Annotated in this window: 16 protein-coding genes; 6 read left to right on the forward strand and 10 right to left on the reverse strand. The window is 61.6% G+C overall.

The window, feature by feature from the left end:
• Together HPDFL43_RS02200 and HPDFL43_RS02205 are read right to left on the reverse strand one after the other, a co-directional pair.
• Positions 1 to 1,098, reverse strand: coding sequence for a M42 family metallopeptidase (locus tag HPDFL43_RS02200; RefSeq protein ID WP_007199931.1), 1,098 nt, complete (start codon positions 1,096 to 1,098; stop codon positions 1 to 3).
• Positions 1,098 to 1,910, reverse strand: coding sequence for a BtpA/SgcQ family protein (locus HPDFL43_RS02205; protein ID WP_007199932.1), 813 nt, complete (start codon positions 1,908 to 1,910; stop codon positions 1,098 to 1,100). The genes HPDFL43_RS02200 and HPDFL43_RS02205 overlap by 1 nt, the downstream gene beginning before the upstream one ends.
• Positions 1,911 to 2,006: 96 nt before the next feature.
• Between HPDFL43_RS02205 and HPDFL43_RS02210 the strand changes: the two genes are divergently transcribed.
• Together HPDFL43_RS02210 and HPDFL43_RS02215 are read left to right on the forward strand one after the other, a co-directional pair.
• Positions 2,007 to 3,035, forward strand: coding sequence for an aldo/keto reductase (locus HPDFL43_RS02210; RefSeq protein ID WP_040449534.1), 1,029 nt, complete (start codon positions 2,007 to 2,009; stop codon positions 3,033 to 3,035).
• A 13-nt stretch (positions 3,036 to 3,048) separates the two neighbouring features.
• The gene (locus HPDFL43_RS02215; protein ID WP_007199934.1) at positions 3,049 to 3,888 is read left to right on the forward strand and encodes an amidohydrolase family protein; all 840 of its coding nucleotides are present in this window, start codon (positions 3,049 to 3,051) and stop codon (positions 3,886 to 3,888) included.
• Here HPDFL43_RS02215 and HPDFL43_RS02220 read toward each other — a convergent pair.
• Genes HPDFL43_RS02220 through HPDFL43_RS02230 form a run of 3 tightly spaced genes read right to left on the reverse strand, consistent with a single transcriptional unit; the run spans position 3,870 to position 6,492 of the window.
• Positions 3,870 to 4,775, reverse strand: a complete 906-nt coding sequence (locus HPDFL43_RS02220; protein WP_007199935.1) for a ribokinase — start codon at positions 4,773 to 4,775, stop codon at positions 3,870 to 3,872. The genes HPDFL43_RS02215 and HPDFL43_RS02220 overlap by 19 nt on opposite strands.
• Positions 4,772 to 5,755: a TIM barrel protein gene (locus HPDFL43_RS02225; protein WP_007199936.1), complete on the reverse strand. Its 984-nt coding sequence runs from the start codon at positions 5,753 to 5,755 to the stop codon at positions 4,772 to 4,774. Before HPDFL43_RS02225 ends, HPDFL43_RS02220 begins: the two co-directional genes overlap by 4 nt.
• 38 nt (positions 5,756 to 5,793) lie before the next feature.
• On the reverse strand, positions 5,794 to 6,492 hold the full coding sequence (locus HPDFL43_RS02230) for a GntR family transcriptional regulator (RefSeq protein ID WP_007199937.1): 699 nt from the start codon (positions 6,490 to 6,492) through the stop codon (positions 5,794 to 5,796).
• 119 nt (positions 6,493 to 6,611) lie between these two features.
• Between HPDFL43_RS02230 and HPDFL43_RS02235 the strand changes: the two genes are divergently transcribed.
• Positions 6,612 to 8,138 (forward strand): UxaA family hydrolase, encoded by a 1,527-nt coding sequence (locus HPDFL43_RS02235; protein ID WP_007199938.1) that lies wholly within the window; start codon positions 6,612 to 6,614, stop codon positions 8,136 to 8,138.
• A gap of 88 nt (positions 8,139 to 8,226) precedes the next feature.
• Here HPDFL43_RS02235 and HPDFL43_RS02240 read toward each other — a convergent pair whose 3' ends face one another.
• From HPDFL43_RS02240 to HPDFL43_RS02255, 4 genes are all read right to left on the reverse strand, one after another.
• Entirely contained in the window at positions 8,227 to 9,798 is a 1,572-nt protein-coding gene (locus tag HPDFL43_RS02240) for a GMC family oxidoreductase (protein ID WP_007199939.1), read from the reverse strand.
• Between the two features lie 14 nt (positions 9,799 to 9,812).
• Positions 9,813 to 10,337 carry a twin-arginine translocation pathway signal gene (locus HPDFL43_RS02245; protein ID WP_040448938.1) on the reverse strand — a complete coding sequence of 175 codons (525 nt, stop codon included), beginning with the start codon at positions 10,335 to 10,337 and terminating at the stop codon, positions 9,813 to 9,815.
• 92 nt (positions 10,338 to 10,429) lie between these two features.
• On the reverse strand, positions 10,430 to 10,825 hold the full coding sequence (locus tag HPDFL43_RS02250) for a VOC family protein (RefSeq protein WP_007199941.1): 396 nt from the start codon (positions 10,823 to 10,825) through the stop codon (positions 10,430 to 10,432).
• Between the two features lie 86 nt (positions 10,826 to 10,911).
• The gene (locus HPDFL43_RS02255) at positions 10,912 to 11,205 is read right to left on the reverse strand and encodes a ribbon-helix-helix domain-containing protein (protein ID WP_040449535.1); all 294 of its coding nucleotides are present in this window, start codon (positions 11,203 to 11,205) and stop codon (positions 10,912 to 10,914) included.
• Positions 11,206 to 11,406: 201 nt separating this feature from the next.
• On the opposite strand from HPDFL43_RS02255, the gene HPDFL43_RS22190 reads away from it, so the two are divergent.
• From HPDFL43_RS22190 to HPDFL43_RS02270, 3 genes are read left to right on the forward strand one after another with little or no spacing between them, the layout of a single operon-like run.
• Positions 11,407 to 12,285, forward strand: coding sequence for an ImuA family protein (locus tag HPDFL43_RS22190; protein WP_007199943.1), 879 nt, complete (start codon positions 11,407 to 11,409; stop codon positions 12,283 to 12,285).
• Positions 12,194 to 13,831, forward strand: coding sequence for a Y-family DNA polymerase (locus HPDFL43_RS02265; RefSeq protein ID WP_425348849.1), 1,638 nt, complete (start codon positions 12,194 to 12,196; stop codon positions 13,829 to 13,831). Before HPDFL43_RS22190 ends, HPDFL43_RS02265 begins: the two co-directional genes overlap by 92 nt.
• Before the next feature lie 29 nt (positions 13,832 to 13,860).
• Entirely contained in the window at positions 13,861 to 17,232 is a 3,372-nt protein-coding gene (locus HPDFL43_RS02270) for an error-prone DNA polymerase (RefSeq protein ID WP_007199945.1), read from the forward strand.
• Between the two features lie 42 nt (positions 17,233 to 17,274).
• On the opposite strand, the gene HPDFL43_RS02275 is transcribed toward HPDFL43_RS02270, so the two are convergent.
• Positions 17,275 to 18,294, reverse strand: a complete 1,020-nt coding sequence (locus HPDFL43_RS02275; RefSeq protein WP_007199946.1) for a LacI family DNA-binding transcriptional regulator — start codon at positions 18,292 to 18,294, stop codon at positions 17,275 to 17,277.
• Positions 18,295 to 18,342 lie beyond the last annotated feature (48 nt).

Genomic DNA, 18,342 nt, shown 5'->3' on the forward strand with positions numbered 1-18,342 from the left:
TCAGATCTCCCGGGTCAGCTTGAAGTCGGGGCCTATACCGGCGATTGCGGCAAGCGCGAGCCGGGTCATGGCTTCGACATCGCCCAGGTCGCAGCATTCAACCGCCGAATGCGAATGCCGCATTGGAAAGCCGATATCGATGGAGGCGACGCCTTCTCCCACCAGTTGGACATAGGACAGATCGGTCAATACGCCGACCTGCGCCGAGCGCTGCAACGGCATTGCCAGATCCTCGGCGGTCTGTTCGAAGAGCCTAACCATTGCCGGATGCGGGATCACCCCGTTAAGCGTGCCGCGGCCATGAAATGAATAAAGGCTGATACCGGGGCCACCGCCAAGCCGCATCTCGCCGCGCTCAGCCATATCCGGCGTATCGGTGGCAAGCATCAGGTCGATCTGGATCGCGATGTCGGGTTTGAGCGCCTGAGCCGCCACCAGCGCGCCGCGCAGATTGAACTCTTCCTGCACGCTGAAGACCACATGCACTGTCGGCCCTGTCCCTTCACGCTTGGCAAGGCCGCGCGCGATCTCGATAAGGGCCGCGCATCCGGCCCGGTCATCGACCGAGGTTCCTGCCACCCGGTCGCCTGCCAGCTCGAAGATCCGCGGTTGATAGACCACCGGCGTCCCGATCTTCACCCCCGCCGCTTCCACTGCCTGCTTTGAACCATGACCGGTGTCGATCCGGATATCCGGCGTTGTCACCACCTTGTATTTCTCATCCGGTGAGGTCGCGTGATGCGCCTTGTTCATGATGATGCCCGGCACGTCCCGGCCTTCGCCCACGCAGAGTGTCACCGCCTGCGCAGCCATCGCGCGTTCCGACACGCCACCCATGCGCTCGACCCGGATCAACCCGTCATTCTCGATCTTGCGCACAAAGAAGCCGAGCTGGTCCATGTGAGTGAAGATCATCACCGAAGGGATCGCCAGATCGCCGTTAAAGCTGGCGATCACATTGCCCATCCGGTCCACCCGGCTTGCAACGCCAGCGTCCGAGAGCCTTGATCGGATCAACTTTGCCACCCGCTCCTCATGGCCGGAAAGGCCCGGCGTCATCATCAGATCGTAAAGATCTTCACGCAACTGTTGCCGCATCACACACCACCCCGTGCAGCTCGGGCCCGGTCCATCAGGTCCTGGGCGCGATTGGGATCAATCGCCTTCCAGGTGTCGCCGTCGATCTTCAGCGCCGAACCTATGACACAGCCATCCGCGACCGCAAGCACATCGGCGATGGTGGCGTGCTTGACACCTGTATTGGCCAGCACCGGCGTGTCGGGCAACGCCTTCTTGACGGCTTCAAGATCGGACAGGGCCGCGGCTTCGCCGGTGATCTGGCCGGACACCAGCACCGCATCCGGGATAGAGGAGAACACGGCACTGCGGGCCCGGTCGGCAAGCGGCCGCCGGTCGAGGCTGTCGGCAAACTCTGCCGAGACATTGTAGAGCATGGCAAGGTCGCCCCGGCACAGACGATCCCGGTAGCGCATCGCCTTGCCGGCATCCGGCGTCCAGGGACCCATGTCGCTGGCATAGGTTCCGGTGAAGATTTCGCGCACGAACTGCGCACCGGTGGCGGCGGCAAGCGCGATCGAGCTCATCGGATCCCACAGCACATTGACGCCGAAGGGAGCCGTGATCTCGTTGCGCAATTGCCCGATGACATAGGCCATGGTGGCCGTCGATGCGGTATCGACGTCAAATTCGTAGGGCCGGTCGTTCTCATTGCCGAACATGACGGCGTCAAATCCGGCAGCCTGAAGCGCCACAAGATCGGCGCGAGCGGCGGCAACCAGCCCTTCAAGCCCGGCCTCGCGGTCGTGAAGCGGAGAGCCCGGCAAGGCGCCAAGGTGAACCATGCCAATGACCGGCTTGCCGGATCCGAAAACGCGCTTAAAGTTTTTCAATCCACTTCCCCCCAAAGCCGCATTTGATGAAACAGGACTATGCAGCCGATCAGCAAATATACTAGCATGTTAGCAGGCAGGGAGGCGCAGATGCAATTGAAGACACGACATTGGGATCGGCTTGGTAACGGCGGGCTGACATTCACCGAACTGGGTTTCGGGACGGCACCTCTTGGCAATCTTTACAAGACCATCAGTGATGATGAGGCACAGGCGGTTCTGAGCCGGGCCTGGGATCTGGGCGTACGCTATTTCGACACCGCGCCGCTTTATGGTCTTGGTCTGTCGGAGACCCGGCTGAACCGCTTCCTGCGCGACAAACCCCGCGACGACTATGTGCTGTCGACCAAGATAGGGCGGTTGTTGCGAACCTGCCAACAGGGCGAAGAACGCGATTGCATCGGCAAATTCTTCGATGTGCCGGCGCGCAAAGAAGTCTATGACTTCACCTATGACGGGGTGATGCGCTCGCTTGAATTCTCGCTGGAGCGTTTGGGTGTTGACCGGGTCGACATCCTGTTTGCCCACGATCTCGACATCTTCAACCATGGCAGCCAGGAAGCGCTCGACGTCAAGCTCAAGGAGCTGATGGACGGTGGATACAAGGCACTGATGTCATTGCGCGATCAGGGCGTGATCAAGGCCTTTGGCGCCGGCGTCAATGAATGGCAGCCCTGTCAGTGGATGACAGAGCGCGGCGATTTCGATCTGTTCCTGCTGGCCGGGCGCTACACATTGCTTGAGCAGGAAGCGCTTGAGAGCTTCCTGCCTCTGGCGCGCGAACGCGGCATCGGCATCATCATCGGCGGGCCTTACAATTCAGGGGTGCTCGCCACAGGCCCCAAACCTGGTGCGTTTTACAATTATGATCCGGCACCGCAGCACATTCTTGATCAGGTCGCCCGCATCGAGGCCGTCTGCAACCGGCACAAGGTGCGCATGGTCGATGCAGCCTTTCAGTTCCCGCTCAGTCACCCGGCGGTGGTGTCGGTGATTCCTGGCGGGCAGGGGGTCTGGGAAGTCGAGGCCAATCTGGCCGCTGCCACCGCCAAAATTCCGCCGACGCTCTGGGCTGATCTGAAATCCGAAGGTCTGATGAGGGAAGATTCGCCGGTCATGGCATAGAGGGGGCGGAAGCATGAAGATCGACGCGCATCAGCATTTCTGGAACCCTGCCCGCGGTGACTACGACTGGATGCCGATGGACAATGAGATCCTGGCGCGTCCCTACGCGCCGGCTGACCTCATGCCGCATCTGGCGGACTACGGTATCGACGCCACCATCCTGGTGCAGGCTGCCGCCACCGTGCACGAGACCGAATACATGCTCGGCATAGCCGATGCCACGCCCTTCGTCGCCGGTGTCGTTGGCTGGGTGGACTTCGAAAACCCTGCTGATCTCGAAGTGCTCAAACGCTTGTCGAAACATCCGAAATTCAAGGGCGTGCGCCCGATGATCCAGGACATTCCGGATGTGAACTGGATGCTCAGGGACGATGTCCAATGGGCCTTCCGCGCGATTTGCGAACTCGATCTGACTTTCGACGCGCTCGGCTTTCCGCCACATCTCGACAATTTCCTGACCATCCTCAAACGCTATCCGGACATGAGAGCGGTCATCGATCATTGCATGAAGCCGCAGATCCGCGATCACTCCGCGGACAATTTTCGCTTCTGGGCCGACGGTATGGCACGCCTGGCTCAGGAAACCAGAACCTGCTGCAAGTTCTCGGCGTTGGTCACAGAGGCCAACCCGGGCTGGATCGTTGAGGATCTCAAACCCTATGCCGATCATGTTGTTTCGGCCTTTGGTGCTGATCGGGTGATGTGGGGCTCGGACTGGCCGGTCTGCCGCCTGGCAGCAAGCTATGAGGCCTGGCACACCGCAGCCGAAGCTCTCACGATCGGGCTCACCGCGTCAGAAAAGACCGAAATCTATGGCGGCACGGCGGCACGCTTCTACCGGATCGATGGCTGAGCCATCAGCGCGTCGGCCTTTTGGCGGGTGATGGCGTCGCGCTGAGCGATGGGCGTCGACACGTGCAACGCCGCTGCGGCCTGACCAAAGCGCGCCGCTTCCGCAAGGCCTTCACCACGAGAATGGGCGGCCGCCAGAGCGCCCAGAAACGCATCTCCCGCCCCATGGGTCGACACCACAACGACCCGATGCCCCGGATGGTGCACCGCCGTGCCTCCGTCATGGAGAACGAGACCACCGCCCCCCAGGGTCACAATTACCGAGCGCGGTCCCAGCTTGGTCAGGGCCTGCGCCGCTGCAAGCGGATCAAGGTTGGCTTCCGTGATGGCCAGGAGATCCGCTGCTTCGACACGGTTGACCACCAGAATGTCGATCACGCCCAGCAGCTCCGGTCCCATCGGGCGGGCCGGCGCGGCATTCAGCACGACGCTTGCACCGATGCTTCGGCCCTTGAGCGCCACAGCAAGATTGACCGCTTCGGGCACTTCATTCTGCAGCAGCACGACGTTTGCATCGGCGGGCATGTCGATCAGGCCAGGGTCTACGTTGAGGTTGGCCGCCGAAACGATCACCGCGCCATAGCCGCCATCCGGCTCGACGATGGCGACACTCATTCCCGATGCGCCGCTGTCGCGTTGCACCTGGCCTGTCTCGACGCCCGCATCCATCAGGCCCTTGAGCAATGCTGCGCCGGACGGGTCATCGCCAATCCGTCCTGCGAACGCGGTCCTTGCCCCCATGCGCGCCGCCGCAACCGCCTGATTGCCGCCCTTGCCGCCCATGATGTAGTTGACTGCAGCTCCCGCGACCGTCTCATCGAGCCTTGGCAGATGGGGCGCGTCGACCACCACATCATAATGCAGCGATCCGCAGACAAAGACGCTCACTTCTGCGGTCCGTAAAGCGCGTTCGCGACAAAGCCGAGAGACGCAGTTGCGTCCTGCCGGGCGATGGCTTCCGCCAAATCGGCATTGTCCGTCAGGCTCGATGCGACGGCTCTCAGCCGCTCGGCCATCATGATGTTGGCGCGGGCCTCGGCGCAGGGGTCAAGCCCGCCATGATCGGGGAAGGTGTCGAAATAGATCACCCCGTCATAGCCCATGCGATCAAGCTCGACGAACAGCTCCACAGTCTGCACCGGATGAACCGAGCCGACCATCAGCCCGTCATCACGCTTGCCGTAGCCGTCATTCAGGTGCACGCCCAGAAGCTTCGAGTGCCGCTCGATAAGCCGGGCTGAATGGGCCGGAATTTCGTCGGCATAAAGCACATGGGCGAAATCCAGCGTGACGCCAAGATTTGGCCGGTTGGCTTCACGGATTGCCAGCAGCGTGGTGCCGATGTCGGGCATCAGCGCGTAGGCACGCGGCTCGTTGGGTTTGTATTCGATGGCGACCTCGAGATCGCGATTGTGGTCTGCGACGGCCTGGACCGCCGAAATCGTATCGTCCCACATCCTGACGTAATCACCCTGGAACGAGTAATCGACACCGTCCTGTCCCATCCACAAGGTCATCACCTTGCCGCCCATTGCAGCAAGCGCATCCAGCCCGCGTTTGGTAATGTCGAGCGCCGCCTGACGTACCTTCGGATCCGGGTTGGTGAAGGCGCCGAGCCGGAAGCCCGGATCGGTGTAATAGCGCATCGCCAGCCCGTTGAGCGCCATGCCGTTTCCGGACAGGATTTCCGACAGCGCCTGTGGCGAGTGATCTGCGAAATGGTCGGGGTAATTGAGATCTGCGGCATCCAGCCCCTTCACCTGGGCGGCGCGGGCAATCATGTCCGCTGCGGTTGGCTTGCCATCCAGCCCGGTCTTGAAAGCATTGAGCCTGGCGGCGTAGCGCGGGCGATTGGGCAGGTCGGGCATGATGGTCCTTTCAGGACGGCGGTGCAGTGGTCACGCCATTAGCTGTTGTCGAACAATTCCGGATGCGAATGGACCAGCGGCTCAAGAAACGTGATCAGTTGGCTCAGATGATACTGTGTGGCCGCCCGTGCGGCTTCCGGATCATGGGCTTCAAGAGCGGCGACGATTGCCTTGTGTTCCTCGAGCGTGGCTTCGATACGTCCTGGCGCGGGCAGGTTAAGCTGCCGGGCGCGATTGACATGAACCCAGGCGGTGTCCGCCAGCACGGCCAGCCGCTTGTAGTTGGTGAACGACAGGATCAGCTCATGCATCTTGGCGTCCATCTGATAGAAGCCGGCGATGTCGCCATCCTCCATCAGGGCTTGCTGGATCCTGAGATTGCGCCTGAGCAACACCAGTTGCTCCTCGGCGATCGTCTTGGCGACAACCTCGATGGCCGCCAGTTCCAGCGCCTCGCGCAGGAAAGCGCCTTCCCGGATCTCGTTCATCGAGAACTTGGCGACGAATGTGCCAGCCTGTGGCACCACATTGACCAGGCCCTCGGCGGACAGCCGCGCCACGGCTTCGGCAACCGGTGACCGCGACACGCCGAGCTCGGCGCAGATCTCGGGTTTCTGCATGATTTCGCCCGGCCGGAAGGTCAGCGACAGGATCGCCTGCTTGAGCGACATGTAGACCTTTTGGGCAAGCGACCCCGGAAACTCGTCAAGGCGCGGCAGGGCAGGTCGTGGATTCATGGATTCTCGCAGTGGATTATCCTTAGCGTGTAGCATTCTAACATGTTAGATGGAAGGTTGAACGTGTCAAGCCGATGCACGGTTTGCCACTTTCGCCCCTTATACAGACGGACCGGACTATGACAACTCAACTCAACGCGGCGATTCGCCTAAACCCTGATGATAATATTGTCATTGCGCTCAAGGATCTCGAAACCGGCGTGCAGCTGCCGGATCTTGATCGGCCATTGTCACAGGCGGTGGCGCGCGGCCACAAGATCGCCATTCGCGACATCGCCCTCGGCGAGAAAATTGTTCGCTATGGCCAGACCATCGGCGTTGCCACATCCGCCATTGCGCCCGGAGAGCATGTGCATGTCCACAATCTCGGCATGGGCGGCCATGGCGCGGACTACGCTTTTTCAACCCAGGTCCACCCCTTGTCCGTACCGGCGGAGCAACGCCATTTCATGGGTTATCACCGGGCGGACGGATCGGTCGGCACCCGCAATTATCTCGGCATTTTGACTTCGGTGAACTGTTCGGGCTCGGTGGCGCGCTTCATCGCTGAGGCGGTGGAAAAGCAGGGCTGGTTGTCGGAGTTTGAGAATGTCGATGGCGTGGTGCCGATTGTGCACGGCACGGGGTGTGGCATGTCAGGCAACGACGAAGGCTATGACACCCTGTTCCGCACGCTTCAGGGCTATGCCCGCAATCCCAATTTCGCCGGCATCCTGCTCTTGGGGCTTGGCTGCGAGGTGATGCAGGTGCCCGATCTGGTGGGCCGCGGCCGGATGCGGACCGATAGCAATTTCCGCTACATGACGATCCAGCAATCAGGCGGCACCCGCAAGACCATCGAGCGCGCTTTGGAGCAACTCAAGGAGATGGCTGCGGCCGCCAACAAGAGCGCTCGTGCGCCCGCCGGCCTCGAACATCTGATGGTGGGCATGCAATGCGGCGGCTCCGACGGCTATTCCGGCATCACCGCCAATCCGGCACTGGGCGCGGCGTCGGACATGCTGGTTGCCCATGGCGGCACCACCATTCTGTCGGAAACCTCGGAGATCTATGGTGCCGAGCACCTGCTCACCCGCCGCGCGGTGACACCTCAGGTGGGCGCGAAGATCGTTGAGCGGATTCACTGGTGGGAGGAGTACACCGCCCGCAATGGCGGTCAGATGGACAACAATCCTTCGCCTGGCAACAAGAAGGGCGGTCTCACCACGATCCTGGAGAAATCACTTGGCGCGGTGGCCAAGGGTGGCACGGCGCCTTTGACCCAGGTCTACAAATTCGCTGAGCCGGTGACAGAGCGCGGGTTCGTGTTCATGGACAGCCCAGGCTATGACCCCTGTTCGGTGACCGGACAGATTGCCTCGGGCGCCAATCTGGTGGTTTTTACCACCGGGCGCGGATCGGTCTCGGGCTACAAGCCGACACCCTGCATCAAGCTTGCCACCAATTCGGAAATGTACAGCCGGATGTCGGAAGACATGGACCTCAATTGCGGCGACATCGTCAGCGAGGGTGTCAGCCTGGAGGACAAGGGCCGCGAGATTTTCGAGCTGTTTCTCCGCGTGGCTTCCGGCGAGCAAACCAAAAGCGAGGAACTGGGCTTTGGCGGCGCGGAATTCGTCCCCTGGCAGATGGGCGCAGTGATGTAGCGCCGGGCGACACTTATTTTCACATTTGACAGCTCAATTGAAAACGGCGCTCCGAAGGGCGCCGCTTTGCAGGTGTGCAATGGAGGCGTCAGAGAATTCCGGCGCTCATTTCCTTTGCGATATGGTCGGCCTGGCGGATCGCCAGCGCAACAATTGTCAGCGTCGGATTTTCCGCGGCACCGGTGGTGAACTGCGATCCGTCCGAGATGAACAGATTGGCGATGTCATGGGTCTGGCCCCATTTGTTGACGACGCCGTCACGCGCGTTTTCCGACATCCGGTTGGTTCCCAGATTGTGGGTCGACGGGTAGGGCGGGGTTGGAAACGTTCGGGTGGCGCCAACCGCATCATAGATTGCCATGCCTTGCTTGTAGGCATGGGCGCGCATCGCCTTGTCGTTAGGATGATCATCGAAATGAACATTTGGCGCCGGCAGGCCATATTGGTCCTTCAGATCATGGTTGAGCGTGATCCGGTTGGTTTCCTGCGGCATGTCTTCACCGACAATCCACAACCCGGCCATGTTCTCGTAGGAGTCAAGCGCGGTGGTGAATTCACGACCCCATCCGCCTGGATCTAGGAATGCCGCCATAAAGGGCAGGCCGAGTGCCAGGGTTTCAAGTTCATAGCCGCCGACAAAGCCCCGTGACGGATCATGACGGGATTCATCCTGCACGATTCCGGCCATGGTGGTTCCGCGCCACATCTTCACCGGTTTGTCAAAGACGGCATAGACCGATCCGGTCATGTGGCGCATGTAGTTGCGTCCAACCTGTCCCGAAGAGTTGGCAAGTCCGTCCGGGAACATCGCGGAGGCGGAATTGAGAAGCAGCCTCGGGCTTTCGATCGAGTTGCCCGCAACGCAGACGATTCTCGCCTTTTGCAGTTGCTGGTTTCCGTCCCTGTCGGCATACAGCACGCCTGTCACCTTGCCGCTGTCGTCATGCTCGATTTTCAGCACATGCGCCCGCTCGCGGACCTCGAGATTGCCGGTGGCTTCGCCGCGTGGAATGTCGGTGTAGGCCGCCGACCATTTGGCGCCCCATTTACATCCCTGGAAGCAGAAACCGGTTTGCTGACAGGCCAGGCGGTCATCATAATCAGCGGAGTTGATCGCCATCCGGCCGGTATGGACTTCCTTGTATCCCAAAGCCTTCGCGCCGGCTTCAAACACTTTGAAATTGTTGTTGCCGGGAAGACCGGCACGATCGCCGGTGCGGGTCACGCCGAGCTTGGTCTCGGCCTTTTCGTACCAGGGTTCCATTTCCGCCAGGTCGATCGGCCAGTCGAGCAGATTGGCACCCTGAACATCGCCATAGGTTGTCTTGGTCTTGAATTCATGGGCCTGAAAGCGCAACGAGGCGCCGGCCCAGTGGGTCGTGGTCCCGCCAACCGCCTTGACGATCCAGGCGGGTAATCCGGAGAAATCCTTGGCAACACGCCAGTCGCCGGAGGTCGAGCGGGCATCGAGCCAGGCCAACTGCCCAAAACTCTCCCACTCGTCATTGATGTAGTCTTCCGGCAGATAGCGCCCGCCGGCTTCGAGAGCGACGACCTTGACGCCCTTCTGGGCCAGTTCATTGGCGACCACGCCTCCGCCGGCGCCGGTGCCGATGACAACGACGACCGAATCGTCATTCAGTTCAAACTTTGCAACCATGTCCTGCCCCTCCCTCAAATCCAGTTGATGTCGTCAAAGCCGCGGTCGATGTAACCGCCCTGGCTGTAACTCTCACCCTCATAGCCAAACAGCGGCCAGACGGCTTTCTGGTTGTAGAGGCCGGTGACAAGACCGCCGCGAATGCGCTGGAAGAAGGCGCTGCCTTCTATATTGCGAAGAATGTCGACGCGATCGCGCTCCCAGCCGGTGTCGATGTAGGAGGCGTGCCCCTTGCCGCGTGCTGCGGCATCCAGTGCCGCAATGCCGGCTTCGATATCCGGCGCAGCATCCACAGTGTCGTAGCCCTTGACCGCAAGGGCGTAGAACTCATCGGCCACCTGGTCATGCGGGTAGATGTCGCGCGCCATCTGGATCAGCGTTGCCATCGAGGCTGGCTTGAGTGCCGTGGTTTCCATCGCCCAGGCCGCATTGATCCCGGCGATAAAGTTGGGGCCAACGACAAATGTCGCCCCCGCCGCGATTGATCGCGACAAGAGCTGACGGCGGGTCATCCCTTGCTGCTTGGATTGAGTAGTCATGGTTTTCCTCCCTTGGTGGCGTCTGTGCTGCCTTGGTTGCCGGAACCTCCTCCCGGCAAGTCTTCAACCTCCGATTCAGCGCGGCATTCCGGCTAGAGATAGCGTCCGGCGCGTTGAAGCACTTCGATCTGGTACCCGTCCGGGTCGGCGATGAAGAAGAAACGCGCAATCACCTCGCCGGCTGGGGCAAAGTCAACAAGTTTGCGCGGGTTCAAGTTGAGCTTGGTCAGACGTGCATGCTCGCTGTTGACGTCGTCGACCGAAAACGCCAGATGCCCATAGCCGTCGCCCAGATCATAGGGTTCGGTCCTGCCTTTGTTGACAGTCAACTCAAGCTCGAAACCTGTCTCAGAATTGCTGAGATAGATGAGGGTGAAATTGTCGAAATCCAGCCGGTCGGCGATGTCCAGACCGAACGCGGTTTTGTAAAATTCGACAGAGCGCGCTTCATCGAGCACGCGGATCATGCTGTGAATGGCCTTGGCCATGGTCGCTCCCGTGTGGTTTCAGACTTTATGACAGTCTGCAACCGTTTGAGGCGATGTGGGTAGTAGTTGTATACTACGGCTGTGGGTTACTCCGCAGCGATCAGCTGATCGCTGTTCATGCTGTTGTTCTCTAGGTAAACGAGACAGCAGCAGCGCAGCAGCGATGCGAAATTTTTCGGTTCGCCATGCAGTTCCAGCACTTCAGAATGCAGTTTGGACATGAACACCGGGGTCGTCATGCCCTGGGAATCTGCCAGTTCGTCCAGAATGCCCCAGAAGGTTCGTTCAAGACGAATTGACGTGCTTTGACCATTGAGTCGGAGTCGCCGAGTGACCTGCTCATACCGTGTCGGGTCCTGACCTGCGAACATCTTGCACATGTTTTTCTCCTCCTTGGCGGCTTGATCATTGAAGCGTTCCTCCCGCCAGTTGTTGATTGTGAAACAGTCGGGGTGCATTTGCCAAGTGCTGTTGCCAAGTGCTGTTGGCGGAAAGTGATCTGGCCTGACTTCAAACAGCCGATTGACTCTCACCCTGGATTCGTCGTTTATTAGAACATAACAAGAACATTAAGGTGTGACATGGACCTTGCACGGCTGCGGGCCGCGACAGATATTTTGCAGGCGCACAACAGCGCGCAGTCCGCACACGGCCACTCTCAAGCCGTGTTTCAGGCCTCGCAGCTGGCTCTGGGGGCTGCCGGTGCCGACCGCTGCCTGGAGGGCGGGCTCGCCTGTGGCGGGCTGCATGAGCTGCGCTGTGCTCTTGCCCGCGACATTGGCGCTGGAGCGGGATTTGCGCTCGGGCTTGCGGCGCGCGCATCCGCGAACACGCACAGCGGCGCGGGCAGGATCGTCTGGGTCAATGATCCCGCAGCCCGTGGCGATGGCGGCGGACTGTTTCCCGCGGGCCTCGCCCAGTACGGGCTTGATCCTTCGGCGCTGACGCTTGTCGAACCGCGCGATCTGCAGGGCGCAATGTGGGCGGCTGACGAGGCGGCGGGCTGTGCCGGTCTTGCGGCAATGGTGTTTCACATAAGGGGCAACCCGGCGCGGTTCGACATCACGGCAACGCGGCGGCTGATGCTGCGGGCGCGCGAAAAAGGGGTGCTGGCGCTGGTCCTGCGACAGAGCGGGGAGGAGGAGGCAACGGCGGCAGTGACGCGTTGGCGGGTGCAGTCGCATGTTTCAGGGGTGGATGAACTTGATCACAAGCGCGTGGGGGCAATGCGGCTGTCCCTCACGCTGGAACGAAACCGCGCCGGACGCACCGGCCACTGGCTTTTAGCCTGGAACCCCAAGACCCGAGTGTTTGACCATGCCGCAGACCATCCCGACATCCAAAACGCACCGCCAGCGGTTTCTCTCCATCGCCTTCACCCATCTGCCAACCGACAGGATCCAGCGGCTGCGATGGGGCAAGTCCTGGATCACCGACAGGATTTCGGACGCGCATCCTGAGACGCAGCCTCTCGTCGTTACCGGCACGGTCAAGAACGCCATTCGCATTCTTGCGCTCGACAGCCGTGCTCGCGCACATGGCATCCGCAAGGGGCAGTCGCTCAGCGATGCCCGCGCACTGGTCCACGATCTCGATTGCCATCAGGCCGATGCTGACGCCGATCATGCCGCGTTGCTTCGGATTGCAAGCTGGTGCGAACGTTACACACCACTGGTCGGGCTCGGGGCCAATCCGGATGCGGAGAGGGAGACGGGCGTTGGAGGTGACCATGGCCTGTTCATGGACATCACCGGATGCGCCCATCTCATGGGCGGTGAGGCAGCCCTCGTCGCTGACCTCGAAGCCCGGCTTCTGGCCCAGGGCTTTCACGCAAGGCTGTGCCTGGCCGACACGCCGGGCGCGGCCTGGGCGATGGCGCGCCATGGTGCAGCCAGGATCATTTCCGAGGACAGCCATGGCGAGGCGATCCTGCCTTTGAGCCTGAGTGGCCTGCGGCTTCAACCCGCGCTGGTCGCCTCGCTCGGGCGCGTCGGGCTCAAGACCATCGGCTGCATCACCAGCCTGCCGCGCGCACCGCTCGCCGCCCGCTTCGGCGCCGGGCTGATGCAGCGGCTCGATCAGGCGCTGGGCCGGGAGACGGAAGCCATCTCGCCTCTTATGCCGGTGGCAGAGCTTTCCACCGAGCGCCGTTTCGCCGATCCCGTGACCCATCATGATGCGGTCACTCATGTCATCAGTGCGCTTGCCGCCGCCATGATCGAGCCGCTCGAGCGCCGTGGTCTCGGCATCCGCCGCTGCCGGCTTCGGCTGTTCCGAGTTGATGGCCATGTCGCAGCCCTTGAGGTGCAGACGGCACGGCCTCTGCGCGACGCCCGCATGATCGAGCGATTGTTTGCCGAACGCCTCGCCGGGCTGCATGAGGATCTCGATGCTGGCTTTGGCTTCGACCTGATCCGGCTCGATATCCTGCACGCCGATCCGTTCGAGGCGGCGCAGGGCGATATGGTCGCGGGCGGCAGGGCGAGCGAGGGCCATGACGCACTGGTCGACCGGCTCGGCGCAAGGCTTGGCCTCGACCGGGTGCAACGCTTCGTCATGGCCGACACCCATATCCCCGAGCGCAGCTTCGCCCGCATACAGGTTGCCCGTCTCAACGGCGGTCCGGGAAACGGCTCCGGCCGCTGGTCAGGTGCCCATGCCACCGCGCTGGCCATGGAGCTGCTGCCCGATCAGGTGGAGCCCGATCCGCTCATCACCCGGCCGCTGATCCTGTTTGACCGGCCCGAACTGCTCAGCACCATCGCCGAGGTCCCCGATGGCCCGCCGCTCAGGTTCCGCTGGCGTGGCGTGGCCTATGAGGTGGCGCGCGCCCAAGGGCCCGAGCGTATCGCCTGCGAATGGTGGCGCGACGGGCGCGGTGCGCGCACCCGCGATTACTTCCGTGTCGAGGACCGTCAGGGCTACCGGTTCTGGATGTTCCGGCACGGGCTTTACGGGCGCGAAACCAATGAACCAGCCTGGTACATGCACGGGCTGTTTGCATGAGGAACAGCCCGCCAACCCGGAATGCCCCGATGCCGGACCCGGCCTATGTCGAGCTCGCCGCCGCCAGCAATTTCTCCTTTCTGCGCGGCGCGTCGCACACCGAGGAGCTGGTGGTGCAGGCCGCGCGGCTGGGACTTGGCGGGATAGCGCTCACCGACCGCAATTCGCTGGCTGGCGTGGTGCGCGGTCATATGGCGGCGAAGGAAGCGGGGCTTGCCTTCGCGGTCGGGTGCCGGCTCGTCTTCATGGATGGAACGCCCGACATTCTGGTCTGGCCCGAGGATCGTGCGGCTTACGGAAATCTGTGTGAGCTGCTGACCCTGGGCAAACGCCGCGCGCCCAAGGGCGAATGTCATCTCACGCTTGAGGATTGCCTCGCCCATGGCCGCGGGCTGCTGATGGCCCTGGTGCCGCCCGCTGCCGGGAGTGACCGGATGAAGGCCTTGCCCCCGGTGCTGGAGCGGTTGCGCACAGCCTTCCCTGATCATCTCCATCTCGCGCTGACCCGTCATCACGGGCCGGATGATCAGCGCCACATGGCTGCCATTGCCCGATTGGCACAGACCCATGATGTGCCGTTGGTGGCGATTGGCGACGTGCTGTATCACGCGCCTGAGCGTCGGCCGTTGCAGGATGTGCTGACCTGCATCCGCGAGCGCGAGACCCTGGCCACGATTGGCACCCGTCTCAAGCCCAATGCCGAGCGGCATCTGCGCTCCCATGCCGAGATGCTGCATCTGTTCAAGGGCTATGAGCAGGCTGTGGCGCAAGCAGCAAAACTGTTCGCCCGCATCTGCTTCTCGCTGGATGAATTGCGCTATCAATATCCCGACGCGCCCTTGTTCGAGGCACTTAGCTCCGAGCCGCTGCCAGCGCAGGAGGCACTCGAGAGACTCACCGCCATCGGGCTGAAGAAACGCTATCCCGACGGCACCCCTGAGAAAGTGCTCAAGGCCATCGCCCATGAGCTGCGGCTGATCCGCAAACTCGATTATGCGCCCTATTTTCTCACCGTCTATGACATTGTCCGCTTTGCCCGCTCGCAAGATATCCTCTGCCAGGGGCGCGGCTCGGCCGCCAATTCAGCCGTCTGTTATTGTCTCGAAATCACCGAGGTGAACCCCGGCAAGGTTGATCTGCTGTTCGAACGTTTCATCTCTGAGGAGCGCAACGAGCCGCCCGACATCGATGTCGATTTCGAGCATGAGCGGCGCGAGGAGGTGATCCAGTACATCTACGAAAAATACGGTCGCGACCGGGCCGGGCTGGCGGCCACTGTGATCACCTACCGGGCGCGCTCGGCAATCCGTGAGGTGGGAAAGGTGTTTGGCCTGTCCAACGATGCCATCGCCGCCATCTCCGGCACCAAATGGGGCGGCTGGTCACGCGAGGTTGATCCCGAAGATGCGCGCCGCGCGGGGCTAGATCCCGCCGACAAGCATCTGGCGCAGATGCTGGATCTGGCAAGCCAGATCACCGGCTTCCCGCGCCACCTCTCCCAGCATGTCGGCGGCTTTGTCATCACCCGCGACAAGCTCTCCTCACTGATCCCGATCGAGAATGCGGCGATGGAGGACCGCACCATTGTCGAGTGGGACAAGGATGATCTCGAAAGCCTCGGCATGCTCAAGATCGATGTCCTGGCGCTCGGCATGCTGACCTGCATCCGCAAGGCCTTCGATTTTCTCGACACCCATTATGGCCGCCGTGAAACGCTCGCCTCATTGCCTGATGGCGACCGTGCCACCTATGACATGATCTGCCGCGCTGACACGATTGGCGTCTTCCAGATCGAAAGCCGGGCGCAGATGTCGATGCTGCCGCGGCTCAGGCCGCGCTGCTATTATGATCTTGTGATCGAGGTGGCGATCGTCCGTCCCGGGCCGATCCAGGGCGATATGGTGCATCCTTACTTGCGCCGGAGACAGGGCAGGGAGCCGGTCTCCTTTCCCAAGCCGGAACTTGAGGCAGTGCTTGGCAAGACGCTCGGCGTGCCACTGTTTCAGGAGCAGGCGATGAACATTGCCATCGTCGCCGGTGGTTTTTCGCCGGGCGAGGCCGACAAGCTGCGCCGCGCCATGGCCACGTTTCGCCGGGTCGGTACCATCGGCTCATTCCAGAAGAAGATGGTCGAGGGCATGCTCAGAAATGGCTATGAGCGCGAGTTCGCCGAGCATTGCTTCCGCCAGATCGAGGGGTTTGGCGAATATGGCTTTCCAGAAAGCCATGCCGCAAGCTTCGCCCTGCTGGTCTATGTTTCCTGCTGGCTCAAGTGCCATTATCCGGATGTGTTTTGCGCCGCCATTCTCAACTCCCAGCCGATGGGGTTCTATGCCCCGGCGCAACTGATCCGCGACGCCCGCGAGCATGGTGTCGAAATCAGGCCCGTCGACATCAATTTTTCAAGCTGGGACGCTCTACTAGAGCCGGATGCGAACCCGCAGCCGGTCTCACAGCGCCATCACGACATGGCAGATGTCATGAAGCACAGCCATGCGGTGCGGCTGGGGTTGAGGCAGGTCAAGGGATTCGGCAAGGCGGATGCGGCAATGCTGGTCGACAAGCGCGGGCGTGGCTATGACAGCGTGCGCGATCTGTGGATGCGCTCGGGCCTGTCGCGGCGCGCCATCGAGCAATTGGCCGAGGCTGATTGTTTCCGCTCCATCGGGCTTGAGCGCCGTGATGCCATTTGGGCGGTCAAGGCGCTCGATCCGCTTTCGAGCGCCGAGCGGCTGCCTTTGTTCGCCATCGCTGACACAAGCAACCTGCAACGCGAACCTGACATTGATCTGCCGCCGATGCCGCTGGGCGAGCAGGTGATCAATGATTACCAGTCGCTGTCCTTTTCACTGAAGGCCCATCCGATTTCGTTCCTGCGTGCCAACCTCGCCCGCTCGGGCTTCAGGCACAATATGGATCTGGCCGGGATCCGCAGCGGCGTCAGGGTCAAGGTTGCGGGCCTGGTGCTGGTCAGGCAGCGACCGGGCTCGGCCAAGGGTGTGGTGTTTGAAACCATCGAAGACGAGACCGGTGTCGCCAACATCATCGTCTGGCCCAAGGTGTTCGAGAAATTTCGCGCCATCGTACTTGGAAGCCGCTGCGTCGGCGTGCGCGGCAAGCTGCAGAATGAGGAGGGCGTCATTCATGTGGTGGCCGATGAACTTGAAGACCTGACCCCGGCAATGGCGCAGATTTCCGACATGGCCGACCAGATGGGCGGCCTCGCCAATGCCGATGAGGTCCGCCGCCCGATTGAGGACACAAGGGCGCAGGAGCGAAAGCCTGCCGCCAAGATCGTCCGGTTGATCCGCGATGCGCCGGAACTGCGCCGCGACTACGAGCAACTGGCAACGTCTCGCACCGCAATTCAGGCACTGCCCAAGGGCCGCAATTTCCATTGAGAGGCATCTACGGCGTAACTGGACGTTCAGCTTGCCGGTTTCTTACGCGGCAGGTGGCGGCCCCAAAGTTCCGCGTTCGATAATCGCAGTTGGAATTTCCACTTGCCGCTCGACTGTCTCCTTGTTGATCAGCCGGAGCAGCATCTCCGCCGCCGCTTCACCCATGCGCCTGTGCGGCACCCGCACAGTGGTCAGCCCCGGATCGACGACGGCGGAAATGTCGATGTCGTCAAACCCGGTGATCGACACATCCTGCGGAACACGCAGCCCCATCTCGCGTGCCTTCTGCAAGGCGCCAACGGCAAGCACATCATTGCCGCACATCACGACCGTCGGGCGCGGGCTTGTTTCCATCAGCGCACCAAAGGCGTCAGCCCCGTTCTGAAACGCATATGGCGCCTCAATCACCCGAAGCGAACCATCGCCGATCCCTGCTGCTGCTATGGTTTGCCGCACACCAAGGATACGGGCGGCAGCACGGTCATTCATGTCGGAGATGCCACCGATCATGGCAATGCGCTGGTGGCCCTTCGCAATCACCATTTCGGTCAGTTTCGCGGCTGCAGCAGCATTGTCGAAACCCACGAAATATCCATCCGGTCCACCAAGGTTCCAGGCCCCGATATAGGGTACGCCGCGGCGGCGCAGATACTCGATGCTTGCCTCCGGCCGGGCGGAGCCGATCAGCAGAAGTCCGTCGGCGCCACGGCTGATCAGCGCTTCCATCTGCTCGCGCTCGCGCGCCGGATCGTATCCGGATGAGGCCACCAGCAAGGTCTTGCCTGCTTTGGTCAGCGCTTCCTGGAAAGATTGCAGACCGCGCGCAAAGATGGCGTTTTCCATAGTCGGGATGATGGCGCCAACCGTGTTGGTGCGCCGTGAGGCGAGCGCACGTCCGCCAAAGTCGGGCGTGTAGCCCAAGGATTGAACCGCCTCCATGACGCGTTGCCGCGTGGCTGGGATCACCTGGTTCGGGGAATTGAGACAACGCGAAACCGTTGCCGTCGACACCCCAGCCGCCCTGGCCACATCATCAAGTGTTGGTCTGGCAAATTCGCTCATCAATGCTCCTGGCGGCACTATACGAAGAAAATGCGCAATGGACACTGT

Origin of the sequence: Hoeflea phototrophica DFL-43 (genome assembly GCF_000154705.2) — a bacterium.
Lineage (GTDB): Bacteria > Pseudomonadota > Alphaproteobacteria > Rhizobiales > Rhizobiaceae > Hoeflea > Hoeflea phototrophica.